Source organism: Dactylococcopsis salina PCC 8305 (genome assembly GCF_000317615.1).
Taxonomy (GTDB): domain Bacteria; phylum Cyanobacteriota; class Cyanobacteriia; order Cyanobacteriales; family Rubidibacteraceae; genus Halothece; species Halothece salina.
The window spans coordinates 2,932,695-2,957,504 of sequence record NC_019780.1; the positions used below are offsets into that span (position 1 = coordinate 2,932,695).

Consider the following 24,810-nt stretch of genomic DNA (forward strand, 5'->3'; position numbering starts at 1 on the left):
TTTTTCATTCTGGGAAAGGGGTTTGATCAAAACGGTAACGCTTCGTGGCATTAACTGTTATAATTCTTTTCAGATTTTCTTAACATTAAGCTGTAACCCTTTGACAAAAGCGAAGGGAAAATGAGACAGTATCGTTAAGATGAAGTTTTATAACAGGAGTCTATAAAGGATGAGTCAATACGCAGAAGAATTGAGAAATACAGCCAAAGCAATGGTTGCTCCTAATCAAGGAGTGCTGGCGATGGATGAAAGTAATGGCACTTGCAATAAGCGCTTTCAGAAGCAAGGCATTGATGCAACGGAAGAAATGCGTCGTCAGTATCGGGAGTTAATTCTCACTACGCCTCAAATTGGTAACTATATCAGTGGCGCGATTCTCTACGATGAAACAATCCGTCAGAAAAAAGAGGATGGCACTCCTTTTACTCAAGTAATGAAAGAGAATGATGTCATTGTTGGCATTAAAGTCGATACAGGTGCGAAAGATTTGGCAGGTCATCCTGGAGAAAAGGTGACTGAGGGCTTAGATGGACTGCGCGATCGCATCGCGGAATACTATCAAATGGGCGCTCGTTTTGCAAAATGGCGGGCTGTAATTACCATCGGTGATGGCATCCCCAGCCGTGCTTGCATCGAAGCGAATGCTCACGCTTTAGCTCGTTATGCGGCGTTATGTCAAGAGGGCGGTTTAGTTCCCATTGTTGAACCAGAAGTTCTCATTGATGGCAATCACACGATCGAGCGTTGCTATGAGGTCACTGATGAGACTCTCCGCACTGTGTTTACTGAACTCCGCACCCAAGGCGTTGAGTTTGATCAAATGATTCTCAAACCCAGCATGGTTATCTCTGGAAAAGATTGTCCTCAGCAAGCAACACCACAACAAGTGGCGGAACAAACCATTAAGTGCTTACGCAATAATGTTCCCGCATCTGTTCCTGGGATTGCGTTCTTATCTGGTGGACAAACTCCAGAACAATCTGCGGAACACTTAAACTTGATGAATTCTGAACCCCTCAAGTCTCAGTGTCCTTGGCGCGTTACTTTCTCCTATGCTCGTGCAATTCAACAACCAGCGTTGGAACACTGGAAAGGACAAGCCAGCAATGTTGCTGATGCACAAAAACTGTTAAGTCACCGCGCTCAATGTAACAGTGCTGCCAGTATGGGTAACTATTCCCCTGAACTGGAAAAACAGCCAGCTATGGCTTAAGAACATTGGCTTCCCGTTAATTTAGGGTGCTGTTAATCCTCTCTGTTCGTCAGGGGGGATTTAATGCGTGAGCAGTGAGCAGCGTTGGGTTTTGCTTCTCTCCACCCAACCTACAAGCTACTACAAGCTACAAGCGTGTTGGGTTTCGCTTCTCTCCACCCAACCTACAAGCTACTACAAGCGTGTTGGGTTTCGCTTCTCTCCACCCAACCTACAAGCTACTACAAGCTACAAGCGTGTTGGGTTTCGCTTCTCTCCACCCAACCTACAAGCTACTACAAGCTACAAGCGTGTTGGGTTTCGCTTCTCTCCACCCAACCTACTTTAGTATTAGATTTCGCTTCCCTCTGCCCAACCTACTGGAGATTTAGGATCGCTATATTGTTCGTTGAGGTCATCAATCTCGAAATATTGATAGAATTTTTCGGTGATTTCTAGCCAGTAGGAACGTCCTTCTCTTCGTTTTTGCACTAATCCGAGTTCTACTAATTCTTGGACTTGTTGATAAGCGCTACTTCCTCGTAAGTTAATCAGATCGGTTTGCAAAATAGGATTTTTGAGGGCGATCGCGGCGAGGGTTCGTAACGCACCGACTCCTAATTCGGCGGGAATTAAATTTTGGAGCAGTTTTTGATGATTCGATCGAAGCTGTAAGCTATAACCACTGGTGGTTTCGACCACTTCTAAAGCACTATCTCGATGTGCATAATCAGACATTAATTCTAAAATTGCTTCTTCAATTGCAGCGCGATCGTGATTTGCATATTCACTAATTTCTTTTAAGGACAAAGGTTGTGCTTTCAAATATAAAATTGCTTCGACTTGTGTCGCTAAACGAGGCTCTTTCATTCAATAGTTGCTAGTTAATCCGTTATATCAGGTTCGCTCAATCAATGATCAAAAGTAGGTTGGGTGGAGAGTAGCGAAACCCAACACCAATTATAATAAGCAATTAGTCGAACCTGATATTATATGTCTTTCAATGGCTTCCAACCAGGTTGCCATAAATCAGTATCTTTTAATTGTTGGGCATTAATCCAAAATCTCACGTTGCCATCGCAAGACGCAACCATTTCCGCAAATACCCATTTCCCTTGATTCTTGCGGTTGACGACTTCAAAATGCCGCCATCCCCAAGTTTTTTGTTGTGCTGTCCATTTCGATCCGAGTAAGTGAGGAAATTTCTGTTTTTTTGCCATTTTTGATTGATGGTTATTATACCCTCCCCCTACCCCCCTTATACCATTTTGGAAAAGTAGGGTTTGCCTTGCCCACCCTACAAGATGTAACATTTACCTTTTAAATTGGTATTACTAAGGCAGGCGAAGTTTTGAAAATGGCATTATATCAAGCTCGGGTAATTGCTTATGATTAGTGTTGGGTTTCGCTTCGCTCCACCCAACCTACTTTTTATCTTTGATTTAATGGGAGAGCGTCAAGCTAAAGTTAGCTGGGTCTTGATCCCGTCGATGTTGAACTGGAATCGGAGTTCCTTGATCTTCTCCCACTAAGGCGGCGGTTTGTTCTAGAGACTCTCGCAACCGTTTCGCGGCATAGATTGACATATCTCGTGGGACGTTGATTCGATCGCGCAAATATCGTAATCCAGATGCGGACTGAGCAGGCGGTTGACACAGTTCTCCTGTGATTAGGTGGCTTAAAGCACAGCGCAAGGCTTCGTCAAATTTTTGATCCTCCATGGGATTAACACGGATTAAGTTTTCACGGTGTTTTAAAACTCGATCGAGTGCTTCTTCACGGGAGGTTTCTGGTTCAGGATAACCCACATCGGGTAAACCCAGCCAGGGGCCACCATCGACTCGGGTTTGATTAATTTTGGTTTGGGGTTCATCATTGGCGTAACATCCTCCCATTTGCGGCGGCAAATCGTGGACATGAGTATGAAAATCACTCTGTGTTCCCCGATAGGTCGATCGCGCTTCCATTCCAGCAAACCACTGTTTTAGGTGAGGATTTTCTTCTCGTAGGGAATACCCTTTATAGTAGAAAAGGCTGGCGTTCATGCGTTCTAAAAAGGGCGTAAATAGCACATCCACAATGCTAAAGTTGTCTAAAAAATAAGCTCCTGGTGTCTCACTGAGAGCAGTTTCTACCTTCTCCGTTACATCTAAAAATTGCTTGCGGTTTTTTTCTTCTTGTCTGCTCGATCGCGCCCCTGAACAAAGCCACATACACCAAGCGCGAAACAATTGTCGTTCTAACTTTTTCAGAGGGATAACTTTCGAGTCTTTCATGCTATAACCTAGCACACCGAAAGCATCTTCGAGGGCGATTAAAATATCATTACTTTCGGTTAGTAAACGACCATCTAACTCTAACGCGGGTAACATCCCAGAAGGAACAATACGCTTATACCAACGTTCTTTTTCCCCATAGCAAAACATACTTACTTTTTCGATGCGATAGGGAATTTGTTTCTCTTCTAACCATAGCCAAACTTTTTGACAGTAGGGACACCAAGCGTGATGATCTCGATATAAAGTAACTCTCACCTCTGATTCATTTTGACCAAATAAACGCAAACGGGAATGAGAATTGGTGTTTCCGTTAACTCGATCGAGGTTAAAGTTTGTTTTCGTTTTTAATTCTTCCCAACTTAGCGGTTTCATTTTCGGTGTTATTTGTTATTTGTTATTCGTTATTTGTTATTTGTTATTTGTTATTTGTAAAAAGTTAATGAACCGTTCCCCCCGATCATCGGGGGGTTACCTGAGAATCCTTAATTAACAAAGCAGGAGGATGTCCAGCACTCGCATAAGTTAACCCTTGTGTTTTTGTGTTATAAATTCCATACCAAATTGTAAAATAATCTTCATCGGTTTCGCTAAGAAAGACTCGATTTAATTCCCTTAAAATGGTCTGGGGTTGATAGAAATCAACATTTTTTAGAGGAGATAACTGACAAGAGAGAGTTGTATTATCCAGTTTCGATCGAAGCAAAGTTAACACAGAAACTGATAACAATGCTGGACGAACGCCATGTTCGGCAACATCAAGTAAATAAATGACTAAATGTTCGTTATCTAAACAATAGTAATCAAAGGCATCTCCTCCTAACGCTAAAGAGGGAATAAACTCCTGTTCAATTTGAATTTTAGAAGTTTGAATGGGGAGAGGAAGCAACGATCGAACATAGTCTGCTGCTGCTTTTAATTCCGCTTCCAAAACCTCCTTTTTACGTTGTAATTCTCTTTCGGCGCGACTGGCTTCGAGAAGACGACGGAGGCGACGCATTAAGACTGGAGCATGAATCGGTTTTGTGATCTAATCCGTTGCACCAGCTTGATTAGGCGCGATCGACCGATTCCTTATCATCGAGCTTCTAGTTGATCCAAGCGTAACCACATCCCAGGGGTTGCGACATAAAACTTAACAAAAGCATAATCCCCCTCAGTTTCTAAAACCTCTCCCTTGCTTTCAAATAAGTAACTGGGAAAACGATTATCGCTTGCCATTGCTTCTAAGCTATTTTCTAGTTTTTCACGGACAACACGCACCAAAGACCCTTTTTTAACTTTTCCAGCCATAGTTTCTATCTTTTCTATAATCTAAATGAATAACAATTAAGCATTACAACAATTCTTTAACCAATTGTGCCATAGATGTTGTTCATCGGTTGCGAAAGTTAAGATCGTTTCATGTCATTTGGTTTGATAAAACATCTAATCAAAGGAAGATGAGGAATTTAATAAAAGCAAGATATTATTTTTAAGCTGATTAGAAGAGTCAACATAAGGGAGGGGAGACAAAACCGAGTCAGTCTCCATACCTTAAATTTTTGTTTTCGTAATCTCAAGGAGGTTTTATGCGTGCAGTGCTAATGGCTGGAGGTTCGGGAACCCGACTACGACCCCTAACTTGCGACCTGCCGAAACCAATGGTACCGGTTCTCAACCGTCCGATGGCAGAACATATTATCAATTTACTCAAACGCCACGATATTCGCGAAATTATCGCAACTTTACACTATCTTCCCGATGTGATGCGAGATTATTTTGGTGATGGTAGTGAGTTTGGGGTACAGATGAAATATGCGGTTGAGGAAGATCAACCCCTGGGAACAGCAGGCTGTGTTAAAAATGTCGAAGAATTATTAGATGATACCTTTTTAGTGATTAGCGGCGATAGTATGACTGATTTTGATCTTTCCGCCGCGATCGAGTTTCATAAACAAAAACAATCAAAAGCAACGTTAGTTTTAGCCAGAGTCCCCAACCCAGTCGAGTTTGGGGTGGTGATTACGGATCAAGACCATCAGATTAAACGCTTTTTAGAAAAACCTTCCAGTAGTGAAATTTTTTCGGACACGGTGAATACAGGAACTTATATCCTTGAACCAGAAGTCTTAAGATATCTCCCTGATCAAGAAGAATGCGATTTTTCTAAAGACTTATTTCCCTTACTTTTAGAAAAGGGTGAACCCATGTATGGCTATGTCTCTGAGGAATATTGGTGCGATGTTGGTCATTTAGAAGCCTATCGAGAATCTCAATATGATGCACTTCATGGCAAGGTAAAAATTGATTTTGCTTATGAAGAACAATCCCCTGGGATTTGGATCGGGGAAAATAGCTCGATCGATCCTAGTGCGAATATTGAAGCCCCCGTTTTAATTGGCAATAACTGTCGCATTGGCGCAAGAGTAAATATTGAAGCGGGAACAGTAATCGGCGATAATGTCACCATTGGCGCGGAAGCTGACCTGAAAAGCCCAATTATCTGGAATGGGGTGATTATTGGCGAACAGGCACACATCTGGGCTTGTTCCATTTCTAGAGGGGTACGGGTCGATCGACGCGCCCATATTCAAGAAGGAGTCACTCTCGGTGCTTTATGTACCGTAGGCGAAGAGGCGCAAATTAGTCAGGGCGTAAGAGTTTGGCCCAGTAAACAGATTGAATCTGGGGCAACATTAAACATTAACCTGATTTGGGGCAACATGGCGCAGCGCAATCTTTTTGGACAGCAGGGAGTAACTGGTATTGCTAATATTGACATCACTCCTGAATTTGCTGTTAAGTTAGGTGCTGCCTATGGCTCAACTCTCAAACTGGGATCAACAGTGAGCATTTCCCGTGATCAACGTAGTGTCTCTCGCATGGTGAGTCGTTCTTTCGTCGCTGGCTTAATGTCAACTGGGGTAAATGTGCAGAATCTAGACGCGACAGCACTGCCGATTACTCGCACCACAATTCCGACGCTTTCTGTTGTCGGCGGGATTCATGTGCGATTACATCCCACCCGCCATGATCATCTCCTGATTGAATTTATTGATGAACAAGGGATTAATATCTCGAAGGCGAAAGAGAAGAAAATTGAGGGATCATACTTTAAGGAAGACTTACGACGGGCTCAAATTCCAGAAATTGGAGAAGTATTTTATCCCGCACAGGTATTAGATGCTTATAGTCATAGTTTTGAAAATCACCTGAATATAGAAGCCGTTAACAACAGTCGCGCGAAAGTAGTGATCGATTATGCTTATGCGGTTTCTGGTGCGGTGTTACCTCTCTTATTAGGGAAGTTTGGCTGTGATGCGGTGGTTTTAAATGCGAGTTTAAGTCAAACTGCTCTGTCCAATGAAGAACGAGAAACTTTGCTCAATGAGTTGGGTCAAGTGGTAGAAGCCTTAAAAGCTAATATGGGCGTACAGGTTGCTGCCAATGGAGAGCAGTTAATCCTTGTGGATGAGGCGGGTTTACCGATTCGGGGTGAGATTCTCACCGCACTAATGGTTAACATGATGATGACCGCTCATCCTCGTAGCACGGTTGTTGTTCCCGTTCATGCCTCTAGCGCAGTGGAACAAATTGCTCGTCGTCACGATGGTAACGTGATTCGTACTAAAGCAAGTCCGACGGCTCTCATGGAAGCCAGTCAACAAGACCCAAATGTTGTTTTAGGGGGAAGTGGTGAAACTGGCTTTATTTTCCCAGAATTACATCCTGGTTTTGATGCCATGTTCTGCATTGCGAAACTGATTGAAATGTTGACGGTGCAAGAACGTTCCCTCGCTGAAATTCGGACAGAATTACCTCGTGTTTGCCATAAATCTTATACCATGCGCTGTCCCTGGACGGTGAAGGGAGCGTTAATGCGTTATCTGGTGGAAACTCATCCGTCGGATGAATTAGAGTTGATTGATGGGGTGAAAGTGATTGATCCGAAAACGGATAATTGGGTTCTCGTGTTACCAGATGCGGGTGAACCGTTGGTTCATATTTTTGCTAACGGCGACGATCGCGCTTGGGTTGATAACGCCTTACGAGAGTATCGTCAACGAGTGCAAGATTTCATTGATCAAGAACAGGGAGTAGAAGCGGTTAACGCCTAGTTACCGAGATCAAAAAGTCCCCCTTTAACAGGGGGATGTGGGAAATTTAAAGATGAGATTAAAGTTGAACTCTCCACGAATTAAAATCGCGTGGATTCCAATCGAAACAACTCAATGAATTAAAATCACAAATCGAGTGTTAGAAAGGAGTCTCCCGAAGGAGTGGCACGCTCAAATATGCCCTAAAGACCTCGGCTAAACAAAAGTTTAGCTGTATCTCTACTTCTAGATTACTTGCAAGTTACTTTCATACTGCCGAGCAAGACTCCGTTGTTTAAGTATTAACAAGGTTTTTTAATGAACCTGACGGGTTTTTCACCATCTTTGGGTTTCGTACATTATAGCAGACACAGAAGACTAAAGTCTTTGTTCGCCATTCATCCATCCGTTTCAAACGGATAGCTTTCTGACTGTTTTATTGTAAGGAATCACCTTAACTGTTTTGGTTATTAAGAAAGTCCTGCGCTTGTCTAATTGCTACAGCACCGATATTGAATAAAGCCCAACTTGCAGCTAGTAACACAGGAGCAAGCACGATTACGATTCGCCAATCCATAACTTATCTTTACCTCTCGCTTTAAACATCTTTTTATGATTCTTCTATCTACCATAATAACTGACAAGGGCAAGATTTTCGCAAAGAATTACAGAAATTCAGCTGTAGGTTGGGTGAAGGACACGAAACCCAACATAAACCCAAAACAATCACTAAACTCGATCGAGGTGACGAAATCTCACATTAATTGGAATGGTGTTGGGTTACGCGGTCACTTCACCCAACCTACGATTGACTCACATTAATTGGAATGGTGTTGGGTTACGCGGTCACTTCACCCAACCTACGATTGACTCACATCAGTTGGAATAGTGTTGGGTTACGCGGTAGCTTCACCCAACCTACGATTGACTCACATTAATTGGAATAGTGTTGGGTTACGCGGTCACTTCACCCAACCTACGATTGACTCACATTAATTGGAATGGTGTTGGGTTACGCGGTAGCTTCACCCAACCTACGATTGACTCACATTAATTGGAATGGTGTTGGGTTACGCGGTCACTTCACCCAACCTACGATTGACTCACATTAATTGGAATAGTGTTGGGTTACGCGGTCACTTCACCCAACCTACGATTGACTCACATTAATTGGAATAGTGTTGGGTTACGCGGTAGCTTCACCCAACCTACGATTGACTCACATTAATTGGAATGGTGTTGGGTTACGCGGTAGCTTCACCCAACCTACGATTGACTCACATTAATTGGAATGGTGTTGGGTTACGCGGTCACTTCACCCAACCTACGATTGACTCACATTAATTGGAATAGTGTTGGGTTACGCGGTCACTTCACCCAACCTACGATTGACTCACATTAATTGGAATGGTGTTGGGTTACGCGGTCACTTCACCCAACCTACGATTGACTCACATTAATTGGAATGGTGTTGGGTTACGCGGTCACTTCACCCAACCTACGATTGACTCACATTAATTGGAATAGTGTTGGGTTACGCGGTAGCTTCACCCAACCTACGATTGACTCACATCAGTTGGAATGGTGTTGGGTTACGCGGTCACTTCACCCAACCTACGATTGACTCACATTAATTGGAATGGTGTTGGGTTACGCGGTCACTTCACCCAACCTACGATTTGCTACGATTTGCTAACTGACAATGCCAGAATGTCCTTCAATTTCCCCAATTTCCTCAGCACGTCCGTTGAGGTATTCCGCTAAGAAATTCTCAACGATCGCGTAGAAGTGCATTCGGTTCTCTGGACGAGCAAAACCATGTCCTTCGTCGGTATAAAGCGCATATTGAACGGGTTTCCCTTTTTCTCGCATTTCAGCGACAATTTGCTCACTTTCAGCTTGTTTAACGCGAGGATCATTTGCTCCTTGACCAATCAGTAAAGGCTTCTTAATTCTATCTGCGAAGAAAAGCGGCGATCGCGCTTTTAAAAACTCCTCTTCTGTTTCAATATCTCCCACGCGATGAGCAAACATCGACATCATCGGCTTCCAGTAAGGGGGAACACTGTTAATGAGGGTAACGAGGTTAGAGGGTCCAACAATATCCACACCACAAGCAAACACATCGGGAGTAAAGGTTAATCCCGCTAAGGTGGCGTAACCGCCATAAGAACCGCCCATAATCGCGATTCGATCGGGGTCAGAAATTCCCTGTGCTTTCAGCCATTCCACTGCATCAACCAGATCATCGTGCATCGCTGCGCCCCATTCACGGTTTCCAGCATTGAGGAAATCTTTTCCGTAGCCAGTTGACCCTCGGAAATTCACCTGTAACACGGCATAACCTCGGTTTGCCAGCCATTGCACTGCGGGATTATATCCCCAAGTATCTCGCGCCCAGGGACCGCCATGAACATATAAAACTGTCGGTAACTGTTTCGCTTCCACGCCCACAGGAGTGGTCAGATAACCATGAATCGTCAACCCATCTCGTGCTTGATAGGAAGTGGGTTGCATTTTTGCCAGAGGGAGGTCTTCTAATTCAGGTTGGTTGGTGAACAAGAATTCAGCGTTTTGAGTATCACGATGATAGTGATAATAATAAACGGGACCATCATCAGTGAGATAAGCAACTAACCAATTTTTATCCGCTAAATCACGGCTGGCGATGCCAAATTCTCCGTCTCGCAGTTGACGCAGTACCTCAAAATCTTTGGCAATGGCTTCATCTAACACTTGCCATTCTTCCTTATCTTTATAGAAAGAAACCGCTTCAATATGGCGTTTAGTGGGATGAATTAACACATCTCCCACATCATACTGGTCATCCGCAGCAATGACCGTTTCTTCTCGACTGTCGAGGTTGAGAGAGAGCAAGCGTTGAGCATTGGCTTCATGTGAGCCGACGATATAAAGGGTTTTTCCGTCTTTAGAGAAGCTGAGCGCTCCTCCTTCGTCATCTGCACTCCAATGACGCAACGTTTCCCAATCTTGGTCAGGGGTTTCCCGATAAAGTAAATCTGATCCACCGTCGGGAGTGGCGGCGACGGCGGCGCGAATTGTAAATTGTGCGTCTGCTGTCCAACTGACGATGTTTCCAGGGTTGTCGCTGTCAAATTCCACTGCACCGTTATTGAGATTGATCCGATAAACGTCGAACTTTTGGGGATTGTTCAAGTTTAAACCGACTAATACTTGGTCTGGGGTTTCTGGATCAAGATCGATCAGTTGCGCTTTCACCCCTTGAAATGGCGTTAAGTCGCGGACGATATTCTTTTCGAGATCAACGGCGTAGAGGTGGAAGTTTTCATCGCCATCAGAATCTTGAAGATAAATCAGTTGGTCGGGTTTGTATGTCCAAAAATAGGCACGGATTCCCCGTTTTTTGTCTGCGGTGACTTGTCTATCATCGGTTTGCCCGATCGTTCGCACCCATACTTGTAACACATCTTTCTCATCTGGGGCGATATAAGCCAGGTATTTGGCATCGGGAGAAAGACGCGGACGAGCGCGTTTTGGATTACCAAACAGAAGAGAACGAGGAATCAGTGGGGGTAATTGGGTTTGAGTGGAAGGAGTTGTTGTTGCTGTCATAAAACTTTACAAGACGACTTCTCTATCTTAACGCTACAATGTTACTACCCAATTTTAAAAAACAATGCTGACTCAATCAGTGCAACAATTAAAAAGACTTTATGAAGAAGACTTTGTTCTCTGGTTAGAACAAACAACAGCGTTACTTCGCCAAGGAGAGTTAAATGATCTTGACTGGGAACATCTTTTAGAGGAATTAGAATCATTGGGAAATGAACAGAGACGCAAGGTAGAAAGTTATTTATTGCGCCTGTTAATTCATCTTTTGTTATATCAATACTGGTTAACAGAAAAAGCGTGGTGCGCCAAAGGATGGGAAAGAGAAATCGACAATTTTAGAATTGAGTTAGAGTCTTTATTGGAATCAAAAACTCTCTATTGTCACGGTTTAAAAAAGTTAGAACCAATTTATGAGAAAGCTCGACTGAAAGCGATCCAAAAGTCTAAATTATCTTCGGAAACCTTTCCAAAAACTTGTCCTTTTACTATGAAACAGTTATTAGATTTTGGATTTTTACCTGAATCATACTAGGTTCAGGTAATTGCTCATAATTGATGTTGGGTTATCAATAAATATTCCTCGATTCCTACAATCTCTTGATGTTGGGTTATCTACAATCTCTTGATGTTGGGTTATCACCCAACCTACTTGCTGCTTGCTCAGAATTGGTGTTGGGTTATCACCCAACCTACTTGCTTATAATTCTCAATTAAAATTGGACAGGATAGATGTTTGCTCACAGAGTCCCATCTGTACTCAGAGCTAGATGGTGCCGGGAAAAAATTTTGCCGTCTGGTTTTATTATAACACATAAGGACTGAATCGACTAGTAAAGATGATTTAGAGATGATTTTGAAGAATCCAATGGACGGCATCTAGCAAATGTTTTGCGGTGTAATCAGGGATGGTGTGATGCTGATAATCTCCCTGAGAAACGGCTTTACCGTAACCGGTTTGAACTAAAATTCCTTTGGCACCAGCGTTATGAGCAAGATCGATGTCAGTGGCTTTGTCACCGATAACAAAACTGGCTTTCAAGCCTAAGTCATATCTCCAAGCGGCGGTAATCAACATTCCTGTATTGGGTTTGCGCCAGGCACTCCAAGCGGTAAACTTGGGGTTGGTGCCGCCTGCTTGAGGACTCAGATAAGGACAATAATAAACCGCGTCTAAGGTGGCGTTTGCTTCTGTTTCTAATAACTGCTGCAAACGTTCATGGAGTGCTTCTACATGGTCGAGGGAATAATAACCTCTTGCCGGTCCGGACTGATTAGACACCAGACAACAGAACAGATGATGATCGTTGAGAAGACGCACGGCTTGCGCTGCGCCTGGGATGAGATGTAAATCTTCGATCTGATGGAGATAGCCCGCTTCTTGGTTCAAAACCCCATCACGATCGAGGAAAACTGCTGGTTTAGCCACGCCAAATTTTTTCTAAGACAGAATTAACTTCAATGTCGGCGATCGCGCCTGTAGGAGATTTTACCCCAAGACAAGCCTTATTTTCGGGAGGCAATAATTTTTTCGAGTCAGTGGGACCAAAAAGGGCGATCGTATAAGTACCAACGGCGATCGCGAGGTGCATTGGTGCGCTGTCGGTACATAACATTAAACTCCCTCCTGCAATCATTGGCGCCAGTTTACCGATATCAGGGGGAGAAGTGATTTTTAAGTTGGGATTCCCTTCTAATAGTTGTTCCACCCATTGTTCATCTTCGGGACCTTGGAGAAGCACGATCGGTAAATCTGGCTGTTTGCTTTGAAAATCAGCAATAATTTCTTGCCACTTGCTAACTGGATAAACCTTATCTATCCCTTTTTCTTGGGCGAGTTGACTTGAACCACCATGAATCACAATATAGTTACCATCTTGAATAGAGAGACGTTTCTGTTCTTGTTCTCCCCATTGAATATCGCTTTTAGGAACATTCACGCTTAAAGGAGGACAAGGAGTATTAATATTTAACCCTTGTAACAAGTCATGGTACATCTGGGCGGCATATTGTTCGGTTTTGAGGGGAACGGTTTGGGAAAAGAAGAAAGAGGGGGAAGTTTCATACCCCACTCGTAGCGGAATCCCGTTTAACCAAAGGAGAAAGCCTACTGTCCAACGACGACCGAGGGTTAGGGCGACTTCATACTCTCGATCGCGGATAATACCTAATAGATTGAGATAATCGGCGAGACTGTTACGATTTTTGTAATCAAACAGTAGGACTTCATCAACATGAGAACAAACCCGATAAGCTGATTTAGAGCGAGGTTCAACCAAAACATCTATTTTGGCTTCTGGGTAGGTGTTTTTCAAGTCAGCGAGGGTGGGAAAAAATAAGATTTGATCCCCAATTCCGCCAGGGATAAGAGTTAGAATACGCATAATCGTGGCTGTTTCCTTCTGTTATTGCAATCAAGTTAATTTTAACTGCGAGAGAGGCAATAAACAGAAATCTCCCTTTGATCTTGAAGGTGAAACTAATTTAACCCGATTCCGCGTGCCATCAGAGAAGCAAGTAGAGGAATACTGCTAAACCCAAGCAATTCGAGATTGATAATCCAGTTGATTAACTTAACACGAAAGGGATTGAGTTTCGGGGGAATATTTTGTCGTAAGTTTCCGATCCAGAGAAGAAAGGAAATCGTTGGGTAAAGTGATATGGAAGCCACGATGAAGAAGAGAATGATTTTCGCCCAAAATACGGGATTTTCGGTGTAAAACTCAGTGCCTTTGCCAAAATAGAGCAAACGTAACACTCCTGTTGCTAGAATCGCCGTCGCGGCTGTTCCATAAATGCCATCAGCAATCAGAATCTTCCAACCTTCTGTGATGGTTAATTCTGATTTTACAGTTTGACGTTCCACAATTAGGGAAGCCAGAATCAAACCAAAACTAAGATAATGAATATAAGCAACGATCGCGCTGTCCCACATGATATTTTTTCTCTAATGTCTTCGCTTCTTAATATAACTTACAACTCATATAATTATACTATTGCGAAAGGTTGATGATATGATATGGGTCTGATTCTAGAAATAATTGAAAGTAGGTTGAGAAAGAATCGAACTTAATATGATGCAATCTCGGCGATGGAAAAAGTTATTTATTTTTAATTTAAGGTGGCGTGGTGGAATAATTATCGCACTTCCTGTGGTGTGTTTGGTGACAGCGATTTTAATGATTGCTGGGTTACGTTTACAAACGATCGAAGCTCGCAATCAAGAACAAAAAACCCGAAAAATTTTAGAAACAACGAATGATTTATTATTTGCGTTACAAAAAGCAGAAGCCGAAGTGCGTGGTTATAGTTTAACGGAAAATGATAAGTTTCTCAGGAATTACCAAGAGGTACAAAAGACGATCAACCAAGAATATGATCAACTGCAAATGTTAGTTAAAAATACGTCTCAGGAAGAGAAAGAAGTGGTGGCAAAAATTGAACAGTTAGCGAGGCGACAAAATCAGCAATTAGAGCAAATGATTAAGTTAGTGAGAGAGGAGGAAACGTTTCCACCGCAAGTAAACTTTACGAATGAGAATTTATTAAGGAGTGAGCAACAATTTCAATCTTTAGAGAGGGCGATCGAAGCGTTTATCGAACAACAAGAAACCTCACAACAGCAACTAGAATTAATCGTTCAAAGCTGGGCAAATCGAACTACGCAAGTGCAATGGATTGCGCTAATTGTTGGTTTAGGAGCAACCATAGGAGGGATTTATTTGTTTATTAATTTAGAGCGTCAAGTTTCCCAATATACCGATCGAATCGAAGAAAGTAATGCTTATCTTGCGCGTACCAGTCGAACGTTAGAAAAACGAAATCAAGAGTTAGATCAATTTGCGTATATTGTCTCCCATGACTTAAAAGCACCTTTACGAGCCATTGCAAATCTTTCCAGTTGGATTGAAGAAGATATTGGGGAAAATTTAGACACTGACACTCAATATCAAATGGATTTATTAAGAAAAAGAGTACATCGCATGGAAGCGTTTATTAATGGGATTTTAGAATATTCTCGTGTGGGAAGAGTGCGATCGGAACGAGAAACCATTAACGTAGAAAACTTATTAAAAGAAATTATTAATTCCCTAGAGATTCCTGAAGAATTTACCGTAGAAATTGGGTCAAATATGCCCACCATAACGACAGAAACCTTACCCTTACAGCAAGTCTTTACCAACTTAATTACTAATGCAATTAAACATCACGATCGAGCAGATGGGAAAGTTTCAATAACTGTTAAGGAACAAGAAAACGCCTATGAATTTACCGTTACGGATGATGGTACTGGCATTGATCCAAAATTCCATGAGAAAATATTTATCATATTTCAAACCTTACAAGCTAGAGATACGGTAGAAAATACAGGAGTGGGATTAGCAATTATCAAAAAAATCATGGACGATAAAGGAGAAAAAATCACAGTAGAATCCGAACCAGGAAAAGGAACGAGTTTTCATTTTACTTGGTCTAAATAGGGTTTGCTGAAAAAGTTCATGTTTTCGGTGTAGTAAGGCAAAAGGCAAGTTGCCTTAGGCAAGAGGCAAGAGGCAAAAGGCAAAAGGCAAAAGGCAAGAGGTAAGAGGTAAGAGGTAAGAAGTAAGATTTCAATTTTTTGATGCAGGGTGCGTGACGATTGAGAGTTCAATTCCCTTGCACTTTTTCAAAGAATTAAAAGCCTTAAAAGCTGATTGGATAAAGGTTTTAGGTTTATTCAGGAGGCACTAAATCAAAAATCAGTAGTGAGGAAGAGACCAGTCTTTAATTGTTAAGACAATTTTTGTTATAATAATTGATTGGAACGTTAATTCTGGCAACCAAAATGTCAAAAAAGCAATTAAATATATTATTAGTGGAAGATGACGAAGTTGATAGAATGACGGTGAAACGAGCTTTCAAAAAAAATAATCTTCTCCAAGATCATCAATTATTTATAGCGCGAGATGGTCTGGAGGCTTTAAGTTTATTAAAAGGAGAAAGTGCGGAAAAACTGCCTTTCCATAATCGTTTGGTACTGTTAGATTTAAATATGCCGAAAATGGGAGGGATTGAATTTTTGCAAGCACTACGGAAAGATACATCATTGAAAGCAACCTCTGTCATTATCCTGACGACATCAGATGAGGATCGAGATAAAGTAGAAGCATATAAATTTAATGTTGCGGGTTATATCCTCAAACCAGTCACATTTGATAAGTTTGTGGAAACAATCGCAGTCATTGATGATTATTGGCAAATTTGCCAACTACCAACAATTTACCCTGATCCCTAGTGGCGATGGTAAAAATTTTATTAGTAGAAGATGATAAAGTCGATCGTATGGCAATCCGTCGCGCCCTGAAAAAGGGTGTGGAAGGGGAGATCACGGTTGTTTTTGCCGAAAATTGTGCCAGTACAATTGAGCATTTAGAAACGGATCAAGACATTGAATGCGTCTTTTTAGACTATCGGCTGCCAGATGGAGATGGGTTAAGTTTAATTCAAGAAATCAGGGAAAAGTATAGTAAACTACCGTTGGTGGTGTTAACGGGGCAGGGAGATCACCAAGTAGCGGTGGATTTAATGAAAGCTGGCGCGATCGATTATTTATCGAAAAGTGAGATTTCCCCAGAAAACCTATCCCAAAGTTTACACCGAGCGATTCGGGTTTATCGAGCGGAAAAAGAAGCAGAAGCCGCCAATCGTCGTCTCAGGGAAAGTGAAGAAAGATATCGCCTAGTTTTAGAAGGATCAAACGAGGGAATTTGGGATTGGAACGTTGAATCACAAGTCGTTTACTGCAACGATCGACTTTTAGAGATGATCGGATTACCTTCAGGACAGCGAGAACTTGAGAAAGACCAATTCTATCAACAAATTCACCCGAACGATCGAGAAGAAGTCAAAACCAACATTCAAAACTGCATTATCGGTAAAACCCATCAGCTAGAAATCGAATTTCGGGTGCGTCATAGTTCGGGAGAATATCGTTATTGTATTGCGAGGGGAAAAGCACAAACCACTTATCGCGGAGAAGCGCGTCGTTTGTCTGGGGTTTTAATTGATATCACAGAACGGAAACGGAATGAGGTGCGGAGTCAGTTTCTAGCAGAAGCGAGTCAACTGCTGTCTTCCTCGTTGGATTATCGCACCACTTTAGAAAATTTAGCCCGATTAGCCGTGCCGCGTCTTGCGGACTGGTGCGCCATTGATATTGTTGAACCAGAAGGGGTTTATGGCAGTCCACCGAGTTTAAGACGGATTGCTGTTGCTCATGTTAACCCGAAAAAAGCGAAATTAGTTTGGGAGTTACAACGCTATTTAAATCAGGAAGAGGCGAAACATCATTGCGGCGGGTTTGTTTTACGCAGTCATACCTCTGATGCGTGTTTTTATGTTAATGCGGGAAAAGATCACGCGATCGCGGTAGATCAGGAACATCTAGAGGTTTTAGGGGAGTTGGCTTGTCGATCTTATATTTGTGTTCCTTTAGCGGTGGGAGAAGAGATTTTAGGAACACTGTTATTTGCAACCAGTGAGTCAGGGCGACATTATACGCAAGCTGATCTTAACCTTGCCGAGGACTTGGCACAACGGGCGACGTTGGCGATCGAGAATGCTAGGCTTTATCAAGAAGCGCAAGAGGCGACGAATAATTTACGAACCACATTTCGGATTTTACAAGAACAAGAACAACAATTACGCACGCTACAACAATTAACCAATTTATTAAATCAACGGCTGAGTAATTTACAAGAATTATTAAAAGTGATGGCGCACGCCACTTATAAAACCATTGGACAAGCGGAAGTGTGCTTAATTGCGTTATATGATACCCAAGAGGAAATCATGTTAAATGTGTCCGCAGGAGAACAGACGGATCAACTGGATTATAGACAGGTTTTTTCCTTGAAAAATGGTGTCTTAAAGGATGTTTTTCTCACGGGGAAAGCACAGTTTTATGAAAATAAAGAGGAGATTCAAAACTTACCGAAGTTTCTTTATGGTGTTGCGATTAAGTCTGCTAATTCAGGACAGTTAGGGATTTTAGCAGTGGGAAGTTGGGGAGAAAAAGTAACCGATCAGTTTCAAACTGAATTTAAAGCTGAGGATCAAAATTTATTAAAAGCAGTGGGAGAACAAGCCGCGATCGCGATCGAAAATGCAAGATTAATTAATAGTTTAGAACAAGGAGAAAAACGGCTCGAAACGCAAAATAAAATCCTAGCCGAACAAAACAAAGAACTCGAAAAACAACAAAGACATATTAAATTACAAAACGTCAAACTCTTAGAAGCAGCGCAATTAAAATCGCAATTTATCGCCACAATGTCTCACGAATTGCGAACGCCAATGAACGCAATTATTGGATTTTCCCAGTTATTATTACGACAAGCAAAAGAGAGCTTAAAATCGAATCATGCTCAAATGTTAGAGCGAATTTTAAGTAATGGCAAGACCTTACTTAATTTAATCAATGACATTCTAGACTTATCAAAAATGGAAGCAGGGCGTTTAGAATTACGTCCAGAAAAATGCAATCTCAAAGTAGTTGTTTCCAACACAGTAGAAGAACTAAGATCATTAGCAGAAGAAAAAGAAATTAATTTAAGTTTCATCTCTGAAATAAAAAATCCCTATGTTACGAATGACAGTAACCGTATTCGTCAAGTTATTGTTAACTTACTGTCCAACGCAATTAAATTTACAGAAGCTGGTTCAGTAACGGTTACTATAAGCGAATTAGAAGAAGATTGGGTTAAAATTATTGTCCGAGACACAGGAATTGGCATGACTCAAGAACAAAAGGAACAAATTTTTGAAGCATTTCGACAAGTAGATCAAAGTTTAACCCGAAAGTATCAAGGGACAGGTTTAGGGTTAGCAATTACCGACTCTTTAATTGAACTAATGGGAGGCAGAATTGAGGTGCAAAGTATTATTAATCAAGGGTCTTGTTTTGAAATTACGATCCCGCGTCATGTAGAAGAAAATGAAAACGCTTCCCCTTCAGCGCCTTCTCACCCGAATCAACTTTATTAACTCTAAAGTAGGTTGGGTAAAGCAAAAAGTAGGTTGGGTGAAGCGAAGCGAAACCCAACACCAATTATCAGAAACCCAACACCAATTATAAGCAATTACCTAAACCCAATATTACCCTTCACCCCACCGACATTTAGGTGTTAGGTTGCGTTTCTCTTCACACCAGCGACATTTAGGTGTTGGGTTGCGTTACCTTCACCCCACCTACATTCAGGTGTTGGGTTGCGTTACCTTCACCCAACCTACATTCAGGTGTTGGGTTGCGTTACCTTCACCCCACCTACATTTAGATGTTGGGTTGCGTTACCTTCACCCAACCTACATTTAGATGTTGGGTTGCGTTTCTCTTCACACCACCGACATTCAGATGTTGGGTTGCGTTTCTCTCCACACCAGCGACATTTAGATGTTGGGTTGCGTTATACCATGTTGGAAAAGTCAAGTTGCATTAAAGCCCCCCAAACCCCCCAAGTCTGGGGGGCTTAAAGAGTCGATACTGTAGCGCCAGTTTTTCAAAATGGTATTACCTTCACACCAGCGACATTTAGATGTTGGGTTGCGTTACCTTCACCCAACCGACATTTAGATGTTGGGTTGCGTTTCTCTCCACCCCACCGACATTCAGGTGTTGGGTTACGTTACCTTCACCCCACCGACATTCAGGTGTTGGGTTGCGTTACCCTTCACCCAACCTACTGCTTGGTTAAGGTTTCTAGAAATTTGAGATAAGAATTAGAAAACTGTTGTGAATTGAACCTTGTTGCGTGGTGATAGATGGTTTCTGGAATGAATTGATCACTTTTTGCTTCAAATGTCTCCACTGCTTCCACTAACGCATCGGGAGTTTGAGGGGAAAAGAGTAAACCAGTGGCGTGATGAGGATAGTCTCTTAAATCTTTCACAGTTTCTTTTGCCCCTCCTGCATTATACGCAATAACGGGTGTTCCGCAGGCTTGGGCTTCGACTAAGGCGATACCAAAGTCTTCACAAGCCGCATAAACAAAGGCTTTGGCTTGGGCTAAATAACTCTCAACCACAGCGTTCGGTTGCGTCCCTAATAATTGTATATTCGATCGAGCCTGTTTTCTCAACTCTTCCCACTGCGAACCATTACCAATAATTACTAAAGGACGTTGTAAGCGGTTAAACGCCTCAACAATTAAGGTAATTTGTTTATAACTCACCAACCGAGAAACAGTGACATAAAACTCTTCCTTCTTCTCCTGATAGGAAAACCGTTCCACATTCACTGGCGGATAGATCACCTCGGCGGAACGACGATAACAGCGCCAAATGCGTTTCGCGGTGTGATGAGAGTTCGCGAGAAAATAATCCACTCGGTTGGCACTAATTACATCCCATTGTCTCAATTGATGCAAAATATAGCGAGTGAGGATACCGTTAACCCCTTTTCCCATGTTGCTTTGTTTGAGATATTCAAAGGTTAATTCCCACGCATAACGCATGGGAGTATGACAGTAACAAATATGAACTTGATGGGGGGATGTAATCACGCCTTTCGCTACCGCGTGAGAAGAGGAGAGGATAATCTCGTAATCACGGAGATCAAGTTGTTCAATGGCGAAAGGAAGCAACGGAAGATATTTTTGGACTCCGTTTCTCGCAAAGGGGAAGTGTTGGAGAAACGTTGTCCCAATTTTACGCCCATAGAGATAACTTTCGGGGTTGGTGGATTCAAAATCAATGAGAGAATAAACATCAGCGCTGATGTGTTGGAGAATTTCTTTCACCACTAATTCTGACCCCCCTGTCGCTTTTGGGGTTAACCATTCATGGACAAGGGCGTATTGAGGAGATGAGGACATTATTTTCAGCTTAAACGCGAGGTTGTTGGTGGTGTACTTCCACGACAGTATGAACGTTTCCTCTGGGGGAAAAGTCTCCTGTTACGGTCACTTCCAATGGGTTACACGCACTAACAAAGTCGTCTAATATCTGATTCACTGCTTCTTCGTGAGAAATATATCGATCGCGGTAACTGTTAATATAAAGTTTAATCGCTTTCAGTTCAACGATACGCTGATCTGGCATATATCTGATTTTAATCGTAGCGAAATCGGGATAACCAGAAAAAGGACATTTACAGGTAAATTCTGGGAGACTAATATCAACGTTATAGCGTCGTCCAGGACGAGGGTTGGGAAAGGTGGTTAATTCTCCTTCGACAATTTCTCGTTCTCCATATTTCAGGTTTTGGGTGCTAGTTGTATTCTCTGCCATCTTCGTTACAGTAAGGTTAGTTAGGTCTTTATTCTATCAAAGTTATACCATTTCGATAAACTGGTGCTACATAACGATCCCCCCAACCCCCCTTATCAAGGGGGGCTAAGGGGGGATCAACTGTAACTTTACTTTTTAGAAATGGTATTAGAAACAATCTTCGCCATGAGTCAACAAAAATCTTGGGAAATTACTCGTTTTCTTAAAACTTTAACTTACTTTGATGTCATTCCATTTTTAAACAATATTCCTGTAATAAAAGAAATGATTTTAGGTCAAGAATCGATCGCGCAACCGTCTTTTTCTCCCCAAAAAGGAACAATTTTAGTCGCTGGTGCAACGGGTGGCGTGGGAAAAAGAGTCGTCCAACGATTACAACAGCAAAATTATTCGGTAAGAGTCTTAGTCAGAAGCATCGATCGATCTCGTTCCATTGTAGGAGAAAACCTTGATTTTTACGAGGGAGACATCACCATTTCTGACAGTTTAAAACCTGAATTAATGAAGAATGTCACTGGAATCATCTGTTGTACAGGAACTCGTATTCAACCCGTAGAAGGAGATACAGAAAACCGTGAAAAATATTATCAAGGGGTCAAATTTTACGAACCCGAAGTCGCAGAATCAACCCCAGAAGCAGTGGAATATAAAGGGATTAAAAACTTAGTCCAACTTGCTTATCAGGAAATGCAAGACTCGTCTTATTTACCCATTTTCAACTTCCGAAATGCAACGGAAGAAATCAAATCAATTTGGGGGGCTTTAGATGATGTTGTTATGGGAGGCGTAAGCGAAAGTGGCTTTTATTTAGATCATCAAAAAGCAGTCTTTTCGGGAAATGTCTCCACTGAAAACAATGGTGGTTTTGCCTCAGTTCGCACGAAAAACTTTGAGTCTCCATTAAATTTATCTGGCTATCAAGGGATTTATTTACGAGTTAAAGGAGATGGCAATCGTTATAAATTCTTTTTACGCTGTGATAGTAGTTGGGATGGAATTGGCTATGCTTATTCCTTTGATACTCAGAAAGATGTTTGGTTAGATATTTATGTTCCTTTTGCGGAATTAACGCCTGTTTTCCGTGCTAAAACCATGAATGACGCACCGCCATTAGATGCTAGTCAAATTAATTCGATGCAATTAATGCTGAGTAAATTTGAATATGATAAACAATTGAATCCTTATTTTAATCCTGGACAATTCCGCTTAGAAGTTGAGGAAATTAAAGCCTACCGTGAGGGAAAAACGCCTCAATTTATTATGATTAGTTCTGCTGGTGTCACGCGACCTGGACGAACTGATCTTGATCTAAGTCAAGAACCACCCGCCGTTCAAATGAATGAACAATTGGGAGGACTTTTAACGTGGAAATTAGCAGGGGAAAATAGTATTCGAGAAAGTGGATTACGTTATACAATTATTCGTCCTTGCGCGTTAACGGAAGAAACAGAAAAGGAAGGTTTATATTTTGAACAAGGGGACACTCTAAAAGGTCAAGTCAGCAGAGAAACCATTGCTGATTTATGTTTATTACTTTTAAAAACACCAGAAGCAGTAAACAAAACCTTTGAGGCGGCTAAAAGTTCTGAGTTTAATTCTCCTGAAATGTGGCGACAAAAATTATCACAGTTAACAACAGATTCTTGATTATAAGATCATAGTAGGGTTTGCCTTGCGTAGGGTGGGCATTGCCCACCCTACAGTTCCCCCAATATTGGGGGTTAGGGGGCAATGTTGCTTTGATCTTGGGGGTTACGGGGCAAGGATACGCGATAATTGTAAAAGGGGAACGTCTGGAATTTCCTCAATTTTTACAGGATATCGATCGAGAATCGCTTTTTTAAGATCAGGGGAAGGATAAAATAGAAAGATAGTATCAAAGGCTAAAATATCGTTTAATTCTGTGGCTTCAGTTACTAACTTAAATCTGGTTTCTGGTTTAACGAGATACGCAAGGGATATAATATTTCCTAAGTTGTTTCCGCCAGCATTACTAATCACTAAAACGTCTGAACTCTGATTAATCACTTTTGCCGCTTGTGGGTTACTGTAACTTATTCCTTTATTCCACCAAACTTCTGCTTGGGAAATCTGCCAACAGGAAATCAATCCGAGGCTTAAAATAATAACGAGTAAAACTTGCCAAACTCTCTGTTTTAATTTCTGGCTGAATAAATACCCAAGGGTTACTTGTGCTGCAATTAAACTCGGTATAAAGTAGCGAGTCTGAACTGATCTTTGTCCCCCGAAAATTAAGTCTGGTAATATCAAGGATAAACTGGGGATGATGAATAAGCATAGCAAAAATAAAAAGCGCGATCGAGTGCTGGTCTGTTTTAAAAACCAAAAGCCGTAAGCAATTAAAATCAAAATTAACGGTGGGATAAGATAACTGTAGGGGTGATCAATACTGAAACCCAAATCAATTAATAAACTACTAAAATGTAGTCCCCAGATTTTCACTAAAAAAGAATAGGGTGCGTCTTCTGTTGTCCAACCAGTTTTCGATCGCAACTGAGAATAATTATTAATAATAATCAGCAACCAGGGAGAAAACGCGATCGCGCTGCTGAACATCACTAAAAAATAATTGCGAATCGTGCGACTAGAAAGCCGTTTCTCCTGTAAGACTAAATAAACCCCTTGAGTGAAAGCTACTAAAGAAGATAATAAGCTAGTGTAAAAATTAAGCACCGTTATTGTGCCATAAATTAACCAATATTGCCATTGTTTTTTCTGAACAACTTGCCAAAAACTCCACAGCCATAAAAGAGTTGTTAATGTCCAAAAACTATAAGGTCTCGCTTCTTGAGCATAAAGCAAATGAAAGGGAGAAACTGCTAATAATAAAATAGAGGTTATCGCAACAGAATGAGATTGAAATACTGCATAACAAAACAGGTATAAAGCAGGGAAAATGAAATAACTAAACACCACTGAAAGACTGCGTATCGTTGCGATCGAGCTACCAAACCAATCTTGCCAAACTCGCACTAAAACGTAGTAAATTGGCGGATGTTCGGGATGAGTCATCAAAGATTCTAAAGTGTCATCGAATGGTTTTTCTGGCGTTACTTTTTGATACTTAAGTAACTGAGAAGGAGTCATAATTTCACCTGTAAAGACTTCTTCAACAACCGTTTCTCCGATATAACCAGCACTGCGAAGAGCCGTAAATACTTCATCATGCCAATAAACTTTCTGATCTAAAGCAAACCCACGTAAAAAAATTCCATATAGTAAAAACAAAATCAATAATAGACCTAAAACAGTAGATTGCTTACCCATAAATATCTAAGTTTTCCCCCAAACCAATTAACTAAAAATTAATCTAAAAATAACCTGATCTTAACCAAATAAGTACAACAATTTAAGAAAGACTGTGATAAGTTGATTGGGGATGAAA

Annotated in this window: 20 protein-coding genes; 7 read left to right on the plus strand and 13 right to left on the minus strand. The window is 41.6% G+C overall.

What is annotated here, in order from left to right; all coding sequences use genetic code 11:
• Nucleotides 1-169: 169 nt before the first annotated feature.
• Nucleotides 170-1,213, plus strand: a complete 1,044-nt coding sequence (locus DACSA_RS14035; protein WP_015230391.1) for a class I fructose-bisphosphate aldolase — start codon at nucleotides 170-172, stop codon at nucleotides 1,211-1,213.
• Between the two features lie 330 nt (nucleotides 1,214-1,543).
• On the opposite strand, the gene scpB is transcribed toward DACSA_RS14035, so the two are convergent.
• The 5 genes from scpB to ndhO all read right to left on the minus strand — a co-directional run bounded on the left by scpB (nucleotide 1,544) and on the right by ndhO (nucleotide 4,761).
• Nucleotides 1,544-2,062: an SMC-Scp complex subunit ScpB gene (gene scpB, locus DACSA_RS14040; protein ID WP_015230392.1), complete on the minus strand. Its 519-nt coding sequence runs from the start codon at nucleotides 2,060-2,062 to the stop codon at nucleotides 1,544-1,546.
• Nucleotides 2,063-2,181: 119 nt separating this feature from the next.
• Nucleotides 2,182-2,412 (minus strand): TIGR02450 family Trp-rich protein, encoded by a 231-nt coding sequence (locus DACSA_RS14045; RefSeq protein ID WP_041235902.1) that lies wholly within the window; start codon nucleotides 2,410-2,412, stop codon nucleotides 2,182-2,184.
• 222 nt (nucleotides 2,413-2,634) lie between these two features.
• Entirely contained in the window at nucleotides 2,635-3,843 is a 1,209-nt protein-coding gene (locus tag DACSA_RS14050) for a glutathione S-transferase family protein (protein ID WP_015230394.1), read from the minus strand.
• A gap of 85 nt (nucleotides 3,844-3,928) precedes the next feature.
• Nucleotides 3,929-4,468, minus strand: a complete 540-nt coding sequence (locus DACSA_RS14055; protein ID WP_051017326.1) for a PP2C family protein-serine/threonine phosphatase — start codon at nucleotides 4,466-4,468, stop codon at nucleotides 3,929-3,931.
• A 77-nt stretch (nucleotides 4,469-4,545) separates the two neighbouring features.
• Complete coding sequence (gene ndhO, locus DACSA_RS14060) at nucleotides 4,546-4,761, minus strand: NAD(P)H-quinone oxidoreductase subunit O (RefSeq protein ID WP_015230395.1); 216 nt, start codon at nucleotides 4,759-4,761, stop codon at nucleotides 4,546-4,548.
• Between the two features lie 278 nt (nucleotides 4,762-5,039).
• On the opposite strand from ndhO, the gene DACSA_RS14065 reads away from it, so the two are divergent.
• Nucleotides 5,040-7,568: a mannose-1-phosphate guanyltransferase gene (locus DACSA_RS14065; protein WP_015230396.1), complete on the plus strand. Its 2,529-nt coding sequence runs from the start codon at nucleotides 5,040-5,042 to the stop codon at nucleotides 7,566-7,568.
• Between the two features lie 433 nt (nucleotides 7,569-8,001).
• Here DACSA_RS14065 and DACSA_RS14070 read toward each other — a convergent pair whose 3' ends face one another.
• Nucleotides 8,002-8,124, minus strand: coding sequence for a photosystem II protein Y (locus tag DACSA_RS14070; RefSeq protein ID WP_015230397.1), 123 nt, complete (start codon nucleotides 8,122-8,124; stop codon nucleotides 8,002-8,004).
• Between the two features lie 1,115 nt (nucleotides 8,125-9,239).
• Nucleotides 9,240-11,141, minus strand: coding sequence for a S9 family peptidase (locus DACSA_RS14075; protein WP_015230398.1), 1,902 nt, complete (start codon nucleotides 11,139-11,141; stop codon nucleotides 9,240-9,242).
• 64 nt (nucleotides 11,142-11,205) lie between these two features.
• Here DACSA_RS14075 and DACSA_RS14080 point away from each other — a divergent pair, with 64 nt between their 5' ends.
• The gene (locus DACSA_RS14080; protein ID WP_015230399.1) at nucleotides 11,206-11,673 is read left to right on the plus strand and encodes a DUF29 domain-containing protein; all 468 of its coding nucleotides are present in this window, start codon (nucleotides 11,206-11,208) and stop codon (nucleotides 11,671-11,673) included.
• Nucleotides 11,674-11,982: 309 nt separating this feature from the next.
• Here DACSA_RS14080 and DACSA_RS14085 read toward each other — a convergent pair whose 3' ends face one another.
• The 3 genes from DACSA_RS14085 to DACSA_RS14095 all read right to left on the minus strand — a co-directional run bounded on the left by DACSA_RS14085 (nucleotide 11,983) and on the right by DACSA_RS14095 (nucleotide 14,073).
• Nucleotides 11,983-12,567: a D-glycero-alpha-D-manno-heptose-1,7-bisphosphate 7-phosphatase gene (locus DACSA_RS14085; protein WP_015230400.1), complete on the minus strand. Its 585-nt coding sequence runs from the start codon at nucleotides 12,565-12,567 to the stop codon at nucleotides 11,983-11,985.
• Complete coding sequence (locus tag DACSA_RS14090) at nucleotides 12,560-13,522, minus strand: glycosyltransferase family 9 protein (protein ID WP_015230401.1); 963 nt, start codon at nucleotides 13,520-13,522, stop codon at nucleotides 12,560-12,562. The genes DACSA_RS14085 and DACSA_RS14090 overlap by 8 nt, the downstream gene beginning before the upstream one ends.
• 95 nt (nucleotides 13,523-13,617) lie before the next feature.
• A complete protein-coding gene (locus DACSA_RS14095) occupies nucleotides 13,618-14,073 on the minus strand; it encodes a DUF2214 family protein (protein WP_015230402.1) in 456 nt (151 codons plus the stop codon).
• Nucleotides 14,074-14,212: 139 nt separating this feature from the next.
• Between DACSA_RS14095 and DACSA_RS14100 the strand changes: the two genes are divergently transcribed.
• The 3 genes from DACSA_RS14100 (at nucleotide 14,213) to DACSA_RS14110 (ending at nucleotide 19,163) form a co-directional block, all read left to right on the plus strand.
• Nucleotides 14,213-15,619: a sensor histidine kinase gene (locus tag DACSA_RS14100; protein WP_015230403.1), complete on the plus strand. Its 1,407-nt coding sequence runs from the start codon at nucleotides 14,213-14,215 to the stop codon at nucleotides 15,617-15,619.
• Between the two features lie 344 nt (nucleotides 15,620-15,963).
• Entirely contained in the window at nucleotides 15,964-16,413 is a 450-nt protein-coding gene (locus DACSA_RS14105) for a response regulator (RefSeq protein WP_015230404.1), read from the plus strand.
• A 5-nt stretch (nucleotides 16,414-16,418) separates the two neighbouring features.
• The gene (locus DACSA_RS14110) at nucleotides 16,419-19,163 is read left to right on the plus strand and encodes an ATP-binding protein (RefSeq protein ID WP_015230405.1); all 2,745 of its coding nucleotides are present in this window, start codon (nucleotides 16,419-16,421) and stop codon (nucleotides 19,161-19,163) included.
• A 692-nt stretch (nucleotides 19,164-19,855) separates the two neighbouring features.
• Here DACSA_RS14110 and DACSA_RS14115 read toward each other — a convergent pair.
• Both DACSA_RS14115 and queF read right to left on the minus strand, forming a co-directional pair.
• Entirely contained in the window at nucleotides 19,856-20,989 is a 1,134-nt protein-coding gene (locus tag DACSA_RS14115) for a glycosyltransferase (protein WP_015230406.1), read from the minus strand.
• Nucleotides 20,990-20,999: 10 nt separating this feature from the next.
• On the minus strand, nucleotides 21,000-21,404 hold the full coding sequence (gene queF, locus DACSA_RS14120) for a preQ(1) synthase (RefSeq protein WP_015230407.1): 405 nt from the start codon (nucleotides 21,402-21,404) through the stop codon (nucleotides 21,000-21,002).
• Nucleotides 21,405-21,545: 141 nt separating this feature from the next.
• Between queF and DACSA_RS14125 the strand changes: the two genes are divergently transcribed.
• Nucleotides 21,546-23,051, plus strand: a complete 1,506-nt coding sequence (locus tag DACSA_RS14125; protein WP_015230408.1) for a CIA30 family protein — start codon at nucleotides 21,546-21,548, stop codon at nucleotides 23,049-23,051.
• Nucleotides 23,052-23,156: 105 nt separating this feature from the next.
• Here DACSA_RS14125 and DACSA_RS14130 read toward each other — a convergent pair whose 3' ends face one another.
• On the minus strand, nucleotides 23,157-24,692 hold the full coding sequence (locus DACSA_RS14130; RefSeq protein WP_015230409.1) for a glycosyltransferase family 39 protein: 1,536 nt from the start codon (nucleotides 24,690-24,692) through the stop codon (nucleotides 23,157-23,159).
• Between the last annotated feature and the right edge of the window lie 118 nt (nucleotides 24,693-24,810).